The following is a 12,994-nucleotide window of genomic DNA, read 5'->3' on the forward strand; positions in this document are numbered from 1 at the left end:
CCCAGGGCCTGCCGGGCGCGCAGGAGGTGCTGATCTATCCGCCGGTGCCTGCGCCGATCCACCGGGTCGCCGATGTCGAGCGGGCGCAGATGCTGATCGAAGCGTCCGGGCGCGTTGTGCTGCACCGTCTGCTGGCGCAGTGGCTGCCGGGGTTGCAGGGGCTGTCTTCAGGATCGACCACGCGCGTGCTTCGGTGGGCATTGGACGTCGATCCGCTCTCAATTTAGAACAATTGATATCTATCCCCCTTGTTCTGTTGTCACATTTTGTTGCCGAAGGGTTTCCGTTTGCCACGTTTTTAGTCAGGATTGCTGTAAAACCCGGCGTCGAGAATGAGGCGCCCGGGGGGGCCTCTGGTGGATGTTTCCAGACGCCTGGATGGATTCAAGGGTCAACGGCGCAATGGGGAGGAAAGAACGTGGTAGTTCCACAGTGGGAAGTCAGACTGCGTCAACCAACGGAGCTGACTGACAAGGACCGACAGGCGTGGGCTGCGCTGGAGGTCCGGGCCGCGGAGCCGAATGCATTCATGTCACCGCACTTCGTGTGGCCGGCTCTGCAGCACTTGGATGCCGGGGCTTCGGCTGTGCTGATGTGGGTCGAGCGCTCGGCCGGTGGATTGAAGGAGCTGGCCGCGGTTGGTGTGTTCCAGCGGTGTCTGGCAAGCCGGTCGTTTCCGTGGCCGCACCTGTCGGCCTACCAGTCCGAGCACACCTACCTGGGGGGGCTGCTGGTCGACGCCGATTCGGTCCGTCCGGTGGTGGAGGCGATCCATGAGTTCCTTGCGCGGCCGGGGTGTCTCTGGAAGGGGCTGGAGCTGCCCAAGGTGGACACCGCCGGCAAGCTGGCCGAGGTGACCCAGCAGCTCTCGCAGCAGCACCGCCTGCCAGCGCAGATGCTGGGGCCGCAGGAGCGGTCGATGCTGACGGTGGCCCACTGCGGCGAGGACCTCCTGCGCGAGACCCTCGGCAAGAAGCTCAACGAGATCAACCGCTGCATGCGCCGGTTCGCCGAGCAGGGCGAGGTCAGCTGGCACTGCCTGCGCAAGGGCATTTCCGACGCGTCGGTCGAGGATTTCCTGCGCCTGGAGCACCTGGGCTGGAAAGGCGAGTCCGGCACCTCGATGCGTTCGACCAAGGCCGGCGAGGCCTTCTTCCGCGACATGGTGGCGCGCTTCGACCGGGACGGCCGGGCACTGTTCACCGAGCTGCGGATCGACGGCCGGGCAGTGGCCTCCACCTGCAACTTCGTGTCGGGCTCGATGGGGTTCGCCTTCAAGGTCGGCTGGGACCCGGAGCTGCGCAAGCTCGGCCCCGGCATGCTCAACGAGGTCGAGTTCATTCGCCATGCGCGCACCCACTGTCCGGATCTGGTGTCCTTTGACAGCGGCGCCTCGGCCGATTCATTCATCAACCGGCTCTGGCCGGCCAGACGGGCGCTGGGGCTGCTGCTGATGCCGTCCAGCCGCATGGCGTCCTTGACATTGACGGCGACCCGGCGCTTGCGAGATTCCCGGCATGCAAGGCGGCCCCAGCCGGAAATTGACGCAATAATCCAGCAAGTCGAAGCCTGATTCCTCTGCTGGAATCAGTCCGGGAAACGGTCTGTGGTGGTGACCGTCCCGGTTCCTTGCCCCGCCTATCTGCATGCACAACAACATATCCTCGGCGGCAGGTCGCCTGCCTGCCGTCGTTCTCGCGTGCGCCGGTGCCCCGGAAGGGGATCTGAACGTTGTGCGCTCCCTGGGAGAGCAAGGCGTATCGGTGATCGTGGTCGGTGAATACGCGGATCCGCCGTCCCGCTACTCGCGTTACTGCATCGAGTTTGTGCAGGTGCCGGATTTCGGCGGGCATCCACAGGCATTGCTGTCGGTGCTGGCGGATTTGTCGCACCGCCATGGTGGTCCGCTGCCGGTGTTCCCGTCGGCCGATCCGGATCTGGAGGTGCTGAGTCGGCTCGGTGACGCTGCCAGACCGTATGTGCGCTCGACGATGGCCGATCCTGCGCTGGTGCTGACGCTGATGGACAAGGGCGCCTTCAGCGAACTGGCCACGCGCACCGGGTTGCCGGTGCCGCGCACCTTCACGCCGCACACGCTGGAAGAGGTCGAGCAGGTCGCTGATGCGCTGTCCTATCCGGCCATCGCCAAGCCCTTGCTGCCGACCTCCTGGAAGCACCAGGATCTGCCGCGCGAAATCCGGCTGGCCAAGGCCATCGTGGTGCAGTCGCGGGAAGAGTTGCTGGACATCGGCCGCACGGTGGCGCCCTGTGGTCTGGCGCTGATCCTGCAGGAATATGTGCCGGGCGACGATGCCGAGCACTACGACGTGCATGCCTTCATCGACCAGCAAGGCGAGGCCCGGGCCACGTTCTGCGGGCGCAAGTGGCGCATCCAGCCGCCCCATGTGGGCAGCGGCTGCTACGTCGAGAGCCTGCATGAGCCGGTGCTGGAGGCGATGGTGGTGGACATCCTGCAGCGGATCGACTACCGCGGCATCGCCAACCTCAATTTCAAGCGCCACAGCCGCACGGGCGAGTTCAAGCTGCTCGAAATCAACGCCCGGGTCAGCCAATGGACCATCCTGACCACGCGCTCCGGGGTCAATCTGCCGTGGATGGCCTACCGCGATGTCTGCGGCCTGGAGCGGCAGGCGCCGCCGCCGCGCCAGTCCGGACTCTGGTATGTCAGCGGGAAGAGTGATTTCCGCGCAGTCCGGGGCTATGTGCGCGAGGGGCTCTGGACTTGGGCCGGTTACCTGGGTTCGCTGCTGAAGCGCCCCCTGGTCTGCCAGGTGCTGAACCTGCAGGATCTCGGCCCGGCCCGACAACTCACCCTGCACTGGATTGCGGAGAAAATGCGACTGCGGTCACCCTCCTGACCGCTCAGGAGTCGAGATGTCCGCTGTCCTTTCGAACGCCCGTGCCCCGGCGTTGCAACTGGCCGTGATCGGTGCCGGACCGGTCGGTCTGGCGCTGGCGCTGTCGGCCGCGCGCCGCCTGCCGTCCGCGCAGGTGTGTGTCTACGACCGCCTGCCCGTCCACCACGATGTCGGCGGCGATCCGCGCACGCTGGCGCTGTCGCAGGGCAGTGTGCTGGAGCTGCAGCGGCTGGGCGTCTGGGCAGGCATGGCCGAGCGTGCCGAGCCGATCCTGGCGGTGCATGTGTCGCAGCAGCAGCCGGGTCTGCTGGATCTGCTGGGCAAGGCGCCTGCGCCGGAGCTGCTGATCCGCGCGGCGGACGAGGGGGTGCCGCAGCTGGGCGCGGTGATTCCCTATGGCGCACTGGCCGCGCCGATGCGGGCGGCGTGGCTGGCGGCCTGTGCACGCGAGCCGGGTCGGCTGTCGGTGCGCTGGGGCAGCGCCGTGGCGGGGGTGCGCACGCTGCCGGGCGGTGTCGAGGTGGATGTCGGGAGCGCCTCCGGAGCGGGCGGGGCGCTGGTCGAATCGCACCATCTGGCGGTGATTGCCGAGGGCGGCGTGTTCGCCGAGCAGGCCCGCAAGGCCGTCGCCCGCGACTATGGCCAGACCGCCTGGGTCGGCACGGTCGGGCTGGCAGAGGGCGAGGCCGGTGTCGCCCACGAGCGGTTCACGCCGCAGGGGCCGGTCGCGTTGCTGCCGTTGCCGGGCACGACGCTGGCCGAGGACGGACGCACCGTGCTCCGGCGCGCGGCGCTGGTGTGGTGCGTCGACCGGGCGGACGACGCCGTGGCTGGGCTGACCGAGGCGCAGCGGCTGGCCGTGCTGACCCACCTGCTGCCGGCGCGGGTAGGGCGGCTGGTGTCGGTCAGTCCGCTCAAGGGCTTCGCACTCGGCCTCAACGCCGAGCGCACGCTGGTGCAGGGCCGCACGGTGCGCATCGGCAACGCCGCGCAGACGCTGCACCCGGTCGCCGGCCAGGGCCTGAACCTGGGATTGCGTGACGCGCACGAACTGGTGTCCCGGCTGGCCCGCGACAGCGATGTCGACCGGGCGCTGCGCCAAGTCGAATGGCAGCGGGCGCCGGACCGATGGGCGATGATCGCTGCCACCGATTTCCTCGCCCGCAGCTTCACCTGGCCGTGGCCGGGGCTGAGCACGCTGCGCGGGGCCGGGCTCGCGGTGCTGGGCCAGGTGGGTCCGCTGAAGTCGCTGCTGGCGCACCGCATGATGTTTGGCGGGCGCTGAGCGGCCTGCGAAAGAGGACCGTGCGGATTGCGCGGGACGGCGACCAGCCCCCCTGTTGACGGGGCGTGCGTTTCCTCCGGCAGATCGCCTGATCCGGTAAAAACGCAACTGTGTTCCCTGCATTCCCGGTCAACGCCTCCAGAGCGGATCCCTCCTCACCATGAATCCTGCAATCCACACCCCGTCCCCGAGCCCTGCGATCGTGCTCGCCTGCCTGGGCGCCCAGGGGGCGGACCTGAACATGGTGCGCTCGCTGGGCGAGCAAGGTGTGCCGGTGATCGTCATCGGCGAATACGAGTTTCCGCCGTCCGGTTATTCGCGCCATTGCATCGAATACATCTGCGCCCGCAACTTCACGCGCCGCCCGGAACAACTGCTGGGCGTGCTGCGCGAACTGCGGGTGCGGCATGGCCAGGCGCTGCCTGTGTTCCCGACGGCCGACACCGACCTGCGTGCCCTGGCATCGCTGCACGCGGACCTGGTCGGCACGGCGCTGTGGGTCTCGGCCTCGCCCGACACGGTGAACCGCATGATGGACAAGCGCCGCTTCGCCACACTGGCCCAGGCGCTGCACCTGCCGGTGCCGGCGACGCACGCGCCGCGCACGCTCGAAGAAATCGAAGCGCTCAGCCGGGTGGTGGACTATCCGGTCGTGCTCAAGCCGGCGCAGCCGACGGCCTGGATGCGCCCGGGGATGGATCCCGAGATCGCACGGGCCAAGGCGCTGGTGATCGACGAGCCGGCGGAGCTGATGCGGGTGTGCTGTCGCATCGCGCCGTACGGGCTCGACGTGCTGCTCCAGGACTACGTGCCCGGCAGCGACGACCTGCACTACAGCGTGCATGCGTGGATCAGCCGCGGCGGCCAGGTCGAACGCGTGGCGACGACCCGCAAATGGCGCACCTTCCCGGTCCAGGTCGGCACGGGCTGCCTGGTCGAGACCGTCTCGATGCCGGACCTGGAGGCCGAGGCCGGCGACATCCTCGCACTGCTGAAACTGCGTGGCATGGTGGTGATGAACTTCAAGCGCGATGCGCGCACCGGACAGTTCATGCTGCTGGAGGTCAACCCTCGGCTGAGCTGCAACAGCCTGCTGCTGACCCGGGCCGGCTTCAACCTGCCGTGGCTGGTCTACAGCGAGGTGTGCGGCCGGCCGCTGGCCGCGTCGACCGAGTGGCGGGTCGGGATGCGCTACCTGAGCGCCAAGGCCGATTTCCGTGCATTCCGGACACTGGTCCGCGAGGGCCGCCTGGGCTGGGCCGAGTACCTGCGCTCGGTGCTGCGCCCCAGCATGGTCTACCGTGCACTGGACCTGAGCGACATGGGCCCGCCGGTGCAGATGACGGTCGACTGGCTGGCGCTCAAGTGTCGGGGCAGCGGCCGCTGGGTGCGCAGCCGGCTCGGCCTGAACGCCGCCTGAGCGGCCCGATTCAGAGCCGGCGGTGCTGCAGGGCTGGCAACTGGGTCCGCACGCGTGCCAGCTGCACCGCGTCCAGGTCGGCGAGCACGACGCCGTCGCCTTCGTCCTGCACCGCCAGCACCGTGCCCCAGGGGTCGATCACCATCGAGTGGCCCCAGGTGCGCCGGCCGTTCTCGTGCCGCCCGCCCTGGGCGCTGGCGATGACGTAGCACTGGTTTTCCACCGCCCGGGCGCGCAGCAGCAGTTCCCAGTGCGCCTGTCCGGTCGGCCAGGTGAACGCGGCCGGCACCACCAGCACACTGCAGGGCGGCTGCATCAGGCGCCGGTACAGCTCCGGGAAGCGCAGGTCATAGCAGATCGACAGTCCCACCCGGTGCACCGCGCCGTCCCGGGCGACGGCGTCGAAGGCCACCGGCTGCGCGCCGGGGCGCAGCGTGGCGGCTTCGTCGTAGTGGCGCTCGCCGTCGTCGAAGCGGAACAGGTGGATCTTGTCGTAGCGGGCCGCGAGCGCACCGTCCGGTCCGTGGACGAGCGAGGTGTTCGAGGCATGGTCCGGATCACCGTCCAGCGCCAGAGGCAGCGTGCCACCGACCAGCCACAGCTGGTGCTGGCGGGCCAGGTCAGACAGCAGCGTCTGGATCGGGCCGTGGCCGGCAGGCTCCGCGACCGCGAGCTTGTCCCGGTCCTGCAGCCCCATCAGGCAGAAGTATTCGGGCAGCACGACCAGCTCCGCCCCCTGCCGGGCGGCCTGGGCGACCAGTTCCGCGGCGCGGGCGAGGTTGTCCTCGACCCGGGGTGTCGACACCATCTGAAGCGCGGCCAGTTTCATGGGGAACGGTCCTTTCTGGGCAGGAGCAGAGGGGCGGGTGCAGTGCTTTCGGATGTGGCGAGGGCGGCTTCGGCGGCGGTCGCTGCGTCGCTGCCTGGCAGCGGATGGGCGTCGCGGCTGCGGTCGATCGACGTGATCTGCGGTGCATTCCAGGGGCCGGTGACGCGGTATTCGCGCGTGGCGGCTTCGGTCAGCGGGCGCTGCAGCAGCCACTGCGTCACCAGCGTGCCCAGACCCACGGCCGGGTTGATCACCGCGTAGGCCAGTGATGCGGCACCAGCGTTCAGGTCCGGCACGATCCAGACCCGCAGGTCCTGGGTGGCGCTGGCCAGGCTGGCGCTGCCTTCGGCCAGCACCATGGCCTGCACGCCCCGCATGCGCAGGTTGTGCGTGCTCGCCGCGCCAAGGCGGATCTGCACGTCGCCATCGAGGCGGTCGAAGCTGAAGCCCTTCTGGTACAGGTCACGGAAATCGAGCGAGAGACGCCGTGGCAGCGACTGCAGGTTCAGCACACCGAGCAGCCGACCGGCGCCCGGCTCGGCCTGCAGGAGCTGGCCGCTGTCGAGGTCGAGGTGCACCGTGCCGCCGAGCTGTGCCAGCGTCAGCGCAGCCGGTGGACCGGGCCAGCGCAGCTGGCCGCCGAGGTGGCCGTGACCGCCCTCCAGCGTGCCGGTCCAGCCCAGCTGGTCAAGCCAGCGGCCGCCATCGTCCACATCCAGCCGGAACGTCAGGCGGCTGGTACCCACCCCGGTCGACGCGTCCCGGTCCGCTGGATCCCATTGGCCCACGGCGCTCAGGCGGGCCTCGGGTCGTGCCAGGGACAGCCGGTTCAGGCGCCATTCGCCGTTGACCGCTGCGGGCAGCCGTGCATCCGGAGTCGGTCCGCCCAGCAACTCCAGCCGGCCGAGGTGCCGGCCGCTGAACGTCAGATCGTCGACGACCACATCCAGCCCCGGCAAGGGCTCCGGGGCGGACTCGGGGCGGGAAAGTGCATCGACGGCGAGCGGCGCCATCGGCCACGGCAGTGCCAGGCGGCTGAGCCGTGCCTGCAGGGCAGCGGACACCTGCGGTGTCGCGGTGCGCAGCGTGACCCGGCCTGCCAGTTGGTCGGCCTCGATCGCACCGGTCCAGGTGCGGGCGGACAGGCCGGTCTGCTGCAGCGTGGCATCGACGCCGGTCAGGTGGTGGCCGTGGGCGGTGAGGTCTGCGACCTGCAGCCGGACCTGGTGCAGCAGTCCGCCCAGAGGGGCGTCCGTGTCCGGTGGGCCGGCGTGGCCTGCCGAGGGCAGGTGGTCCGCCTGCCGCGCCCGCTGCAGCCAGGTCTGCCAGTCGTCCAGCGACAGCCGCGGCAGCACGATGCCGACATCGAGGCCTTGGTCCGGCCAGTGGCCCTGGTCGGCGCCACCGAACTGGACATGCCCGCGCAGCACGCTGCCTGCGTTGTCGCCATCGAGCAGCAGCCGGGCAGACAGCAGTGGCGCGGCGGCCGCCGTGCGTGCGTCGATCTCCAGCAAGGCTGCTGCGGTGGCCGGGCCGGTGCCTTGCGCCTGGGGTTGGCGGTGGACACGCAGCATGGCCGGCTGCGTGGCAGTCTTGTTCAGCGGCGCTGGCAGGCGGCTCGCCAGTCCGACCAGATCACTGTCCACCTGGAGGGTCGGACCGCCTGGCGTCAGGGCGAGCTGCAGGTGGTAGTCCGTCTGGCCGTCGAACTGGTGCGCGAGCCGGGCGACCGGGTCGATCGTGTCGAGGTCGCGCAGGCCCTGTGCCGTGGCATGGCCCTGGCCGGCGAATCGCAGAACGCCGGCTTCGTCGAGGTGGCCATCGAAGTCGAGCCGGCCACCCGCGACCTGTGCGCTGCCCTGTGTCAGGTGGAACTGGCGTTCGGTGAAATCGAGGCGCGCTTGCACCGCTTGCAGCGCGGGGGTGTCCGGGCGCATCTGCAGCCACGTCTCGGCCAGATCGACCCGGCCCTGCACGGTCGTGTCCCTGGCATGCTGCAGCGGCACGGCGATCTGCAGGGCAAGCCGGGTCTGGCCGTCGCCACGGGCGGGGAGGAACGCGTGGTCGAGCCAGCCATCGAGCGGACTCTCGCGCAGGAACTGCAGCGTGTCGGCTGTCGTGCCGTGGCCCTGGCCGGTCAGGTGCAGCACCGGGTCATGGGCCAGGTTGTCGATGCCGCCCGCGATCTCCTCCAGCGCCAGGCGGCCCGTGCCGGTCTGGCCGAGTCGGGCGCTGGTCTGCAGCAGCTGCAGCCGGTGGCCATCCACGGCGAGGCGGCCGGCACCGTCGGTGTAGCGGGGCCAGAGGCTGCCAGGCACCGAGTCGAAGGTGACCTGCTCGAACCGCCCTTCGATGGCGAACTCGCCTTGCCCGGGGGCGGTGTAGGGGAAGTCGAGCACCGGGCCGTGCACGTGGGCATGCACCTCGCGCGCCGATCCGGCCACGAGCGCTGCGCGCAGGTAGCTGCGCACCGGTGCGGCGATGCCCAGCGGCAGGTAGCGGTGGATGCGGTCGGCGCGGATCTGGCGCACGGTGGCATCGAGGTCGATGCGGCCAGGCAACCAGCCCGCGGGTCCGAACACCGCACCGGTGGTCAGGCCGGTGTGCCAACGTCCCGAGAACTCGCCAGCGCCGTCGGCGGTGTCGAAGACCGCACGCCGGACCTCCACCTCGATCGCCGGGCGGGTGCCGGGCGGCGTGGCGGCGGGGCGCTGCAGCGTCCAGCGCACGTCGGCCTGCAGCCGGTCCAGCGCCACGCGGGGCTGCTCGAACACGCCCGGGAATTCAAGTGCCCCCTGGGCCATGCGCAGATCGGCCTGGCCGCCGAGGTCCGTGGCGTCGAAGCGCACATGCCCGCCACGCAAGCCGGGCCGCCCGGGCGTGGCGGTCGAGGTGAGCGTGGCGGTGGCGGGCTCGGCGGCCAGACTCAGTGCATCGGCATCCCCGCGCGCGCGCCAGTGGTCGGGTCGCTCCGGGTCACCGCTCCATTCGTAGGTGAACTGCCGCAGCTGGCCGCGCGGGCGGGTAGCGTCCAGCAAGCGCCGCATCGGCCCGGCCAGCGGCACGTGGGCTGCCGACTGCGCCAGCAGGCCCAGATCGACCAGCGAGGCCTTGAACGCGCCGCCCGTCCAGGCGCCAGCGGGGCCGTGCAGTGTCAGCTCCAGATCGGTGGCGGGCCAGAGGCTCGGGTCAGGGGTGGCGGCGCTGGCGGTGGCGTCGGCGGGTGGCTGCGATTGAAAGGACAGCTGGTGCGCCCGGATCACGCTGCCCTGTGCCTCCTGGCGCATTTCCAGCTGGCCGGCAATGCGCCGCAGCGCCACGGGTGGCAGCGATCTGGCCAGGCGCAGCGTGACCGCTTGCAGCTGCAGATCTGCCGTGGCACCGGCCATGCGGCCCTGCGCCACATCGATGCGGGTGGCGAGCCGGCCGCGGCCTTCCATCAGATCAAAGGGCAGGTCGACATGCTGGCGCAACTGGCTGACGTCCACCAGCGGCCACTCGGCCTGCACGACCCCGGCCCACTGCCGCCAGTCGCCGGGGTGCTGCAATCCGGCCATCGACAGCAGCGCGCGCAGCGGCCGCGCCATCTCGGCACTGACGAAGAAGCGGCTGCCCCAACCCTCGGGTGGCGTGGCGCTCAGGCGCAGGATGTGGCGTCCGACCGGGTTGCGCAAGTCCATGTCGACACCGGTGAGCACCAGCGGTTCGGTGGTGCGCCGCTCGTCGTGCCACGACAGGCTGGCGCCACGCAGCCGGATCTCGGACTGGCTGAACAGCCAGTCGGCCATGCGGCCATCCCCATCGCCGGTGGCGGTGCGCTCCAGCGGCAATCCTGCCAGAAAAACCTGTCCGTGCCGGTCCCGGCGCAGTTCCAGGTGCAGGGCCTCCAGCTCCAGTCGTTGCACGTGGGGCAGCCAGCGCGTGGGCGAGCGTGGCAGCAGCGAACCCGGCGTGATCACCGCCTCGACCCGGGCCAGGCGCAGGGCTTCTTGCCCGCGCGGATCGACCACGCGCAGATCGCTCAGCGTCACCACCGGGGCCCAGGCGTCGCCCGTGACCCGCAGGGCACCGAGGCGAACTTCCACGCCGAGCGCATGGCTGGCCCAGGTTTCCAGCTCGGGGCGCCAGGTATCCAGCCGCGGCAATATCCCCCACTGCAGGATCAGCCACGCGGTCAACGTCAGCGCGGCCACAGCAGCAATGCTCCAGAATGCGACGCGCAGCACTGCGCTGCCGGCGCGCCGGCTCAAGTGCAGCAGATCGGATGACGAGGGAACCACAGGCATGAATGCAGCCGAATCAGATGCCGGTGAATTGAACACAGAGAAGCTAGCACAGACCCGAAAGAATGCCATGCAGACCTCGCCCGAGACCGGATTGACCCCTGTCACAGCCGACCACAGCCGGTATGTGCAGCGGATACGCCGGGTGCGGGGTGGCGATCTGGCGCTGCTGGCCGCGGGGGCGCCGACGCGGGAGTCGATGCAGGCCACGCTCGACACCTGGCTGGCGCGGGGGCGCAGTCTCGCCTCGGCGCTGCGCCTGACGCGGCAGCTCGTGATGGAGCGGCTGGTGGTGCTGGACGTCGAGGCGCAGGCCGATGTCGAAGTCGTCACCCGCGCGATGACCGAGCTGGCCGAGGTGACGCTTGAAGCCGCACTGGCCGCTGCCTGCGCCGAGCAGGATGCGCTGCACGGTGCGCCGCACACCGCCGCAGGCGTGCCGATCGACTTCTGGATCGTCGGCATGGGCAAGCTCGGTTCGCGCGAGCTGAACGTGTCCTCCGACATCGACCTCGTCTACGTCTACGAAGAGAACGGCCAGACGGCCGGCAATGCCAGCGGCGCGGGGGTCGTCTCCGCACACGAGTACTTCTCGCTGGTGGCGCGGACGCTGCGGGCGCTGATCGGCGACGTGACCGAAGACGGCTTCGTTTTCAGGGTCGATCTGGCGCTGCGCCCCAACGGCAACTCCGGCCCGCCGGTGGTGAGCCTGGCGATGCTGGAGGAGTATTTCCTGGTGCAGGGCCGCGAGTGGGAGCGCTTCGCGTGGCTGAAGAGCCGGGTCGTGGCACCACGGGCCTCCGTCGTGTCCGGGCGGGCGAAGGCACTGCGCGATGTGGTGACGCCGTTCGTGTACCGGCGCTACCTCGACTACGGTGTGTTCGAAGGCCTGCGCCAGTTGCACCAGAAGGTGCGCGACGAGGCCAACCGCCGCGCCGCCGGCCGCCCCGAGCGGGCCAATGACGTCAAGCTCTCGCGTGGTGGCATCCGCGAGATCGAATTCACCGTGCAGCTGCTGCAGGTGGTGCGTGGCGGGCAGTTCCCCGAGATCCGCACCCGCCCGACGCTCAAGGCGCTGCAGCGGCTGGCCAGCGTCGGCCTGCTCCCGCAGGAGACGGCGGACAAGCTGGCGGCGGCCTACACCTTCCTGCGCCGGGTCGAACACCGCATCCAGTACCTCGATGACCAGCAGACCCACCTGCTGCCCACGGTGGATGCCGACCTGCGCTGGATCGCCGGCTCGATGCGCATGGCGTGCACGGTCGATGCCTGCGAGCTGCTCGACACGCTGTGCACCCACCGCGAGCTGGTCGCCACCGAATTCGACGCGCTGCTGCATGACGGCCGCAGCGCTCCGGCGCGCGGCGGCCCGGGCACCTGCAGCCGCTGCAACGGCACGCCGCCGACGCTGGAGCAGCTGCCCCAGGCGGAGGGTCTGTCCGCGCCGCTGGCCGAGCGGCTGCGGCTGCTGGTGGCTTCGCCGCGGGTGGCCTTGCTGCGCGACGAGGGCCGGGCGCGGCTGGCGCGGTTGCTGGTGCGCGCCCGTCGCCTGACGCAGGATGAACCCGAGATCGGCGAAACCGCGCTGCTGCGCTTCGTGGACTGGCTGGAGCCGCTGCTGCGCCGCGACAGTTACCTGGCGCTGCTGGCTGAACGCGGCGAGGTGCTCGGGCGGCTGCTGCACCTGCTGGCGCTGGCGCGCTGGCCGATGCGTTACCTGATGCAGCACCCGGGCGTGATCGACGAGTTGGCCGATACCCGGCTGATGCACGAGCGCTTCGATGCCCTCGCCTATGGACGGGACCTGGAGGGCCGCCACCAGGCCTGGATCCGTTCCGGCGAGGCGGACGAGGGGGAGCTGCTCGACACGCTGCGTCGCGCGCACCAGTCGGAGACCTTCCGCACGCTGGTGCGCGACGTCGAGGCCGAAATCTCCGTCGAGGAGGTGGCCGACGACCTTTCCGCACTGGCCGATGCCACGCTGGAGTGCACGCAGCACTGGGCCTGGCGCCACCTGCGCACACGCCACCGCGACGAGCCGCGCTTTGCCGTGATCGCCTACGGCAAGCTCGGCGGCAAGGAACTCGGGTACGGCAGCGACCTCGACATCGTCTTCCTCTACGACGACGAGGACGAACGCGCCGGCGAGGTCTACGCTGCCTTCGCGCGCAAGCTGATCACCTGGCTGTCGCTGCGCACCTCGGCGGGCGCGCTCTACGAGATCGATACCGCGCTGCGTCCGAACGGCAACTCCGGGCTGCTGGTGACCTCGATCGCCGCCTTCGAGCGCTACCAGCA

The 12,994-nt window shown here is 70.2% G+C and carries 7 protein-coding genes and 1 pseudogene; 6 read left to right on the plus strand and 2 right to left on the minus strand.

Translation table 11 applies throughout. The annotated features are described in order from the left end of the window. The 5 genes and pseudogenes from AB3X43_RS02490 to AB3X43_RS02510 all read left to right on the plus strand — a co-directional run. A pseudogene (locus AB3X43_RS02490) lies at window positions 1-227 on the plus strand (primosomal protein N'); the annotation flags it as partial. A 302-nt stretch (window positions 228-529) separates the two neighbouring features. Further along, on the plus strand, window positions 530-1,573 hold the full coding sequence (locus AB3X43_RS02495) for a GNAT family N-acetyltransferase (protein WP_369428309.1): 1,044 nt from the start codon (window positions 530-532) through the stop codon (window positions 1,571-1,573). 73 nt (window positions 1,574-1,646) lie between these two features. Beyond that, on the plus strand, window positions 1,647-2,879 hold the full coding sequence (locus AB3X43_RS02500; protein WP_369428310.1) for a carboxylate--amine ligase: 1,233 nt from the start codon (window positions 1,647-1,649) through the stop codon (window positions 2,877-2,879). A 16-nt stretch (window positions 2,880-2,895) separates the two neighbouring features. Beyond that, window positions 2,896-4,164 carry an FAD-dependent monooxygenase gene (locus tag AB3X43_RS02505; RefSeq protein ID WP_369428311.1) on the plus strand — a complete coding sequence of 423 codons (1,269 nt, stop codon included), beginning with the start codon at window positions 2,896-2,898 and terminating at the stop codon, window positions 4,162-4,164. Between the two features lie 160 nt (window positions 4,165-4,324). Next, complete coding sequence (locus AB3X43_RS02510; RefSeq protein WP_369428312.1) at window positions 4,325-5,584, plus strand: carboxylate--amine ligase; 1,260 nt, start codon at window positions 4,325-4,327, stop codon at window positions 5,582-5,584. A gap of 10 nt (window positions 5,585-5,594) precedes the next feature. Here AB3X43_RS02510 and AB3X43_RS02515 read toward each other — a convergent pair whose 3' ends face one another. Both AB3X43_RS02515 and AB3X43_RS02520 read right to left on the minus strand, forming a co-directional pair. Then, window positions 5,595-6,413, minus strand: coding sequence for a carbon-nitrogen hydrolase family protein (locus AB3X43_RS02515; RefSeq protein WP_369428313.1), 819 nt, complete (start codon window positions 6,411-6,413; stop codon window positions 5,595-5,597). After that, window positions 6,410-10,699, minus strand: a complete 4,290-nt coding sequence (locus tag AB3X43_RS02520) for a YhdP family protein (protein ID WP_369428314.1) — start codon at window positions 10,697-10,699, stop codon at window positions 6,410-6,412. Before AB3X43_RS02520 ends, AB3X43_RS02515 begins: the two co-directional genes overlap by 4 nt. Before the next feature lie 67 nt (window positions 10,700-10,766). Here AB3X43_RS02520 and glnE point away from each other — a divergent pair. Continuing rightward, a partial coding sequence (gene glnE / locus AB3X43_RS02525; RefSeq protein WP_369428315.1) for a bifunctional [glutamate--ammonia ligase]-adenylyl-L-tyrosine phosphorylase/[glutamate--ammonia-ligase] adenylyltransferase occupies window positions 10,767-12,994 on the plus strand: 2,228 nt, incomplete at its 3' end.

Source organism: Sphaerotilus sp., from assembly GCF_041083715.1.
Lineage (GTDB): Bacteria > Pseudomonadota > Gammaproteobacteria > Burkholderiales > Burkholderiaceae_C > Sphaerotilus.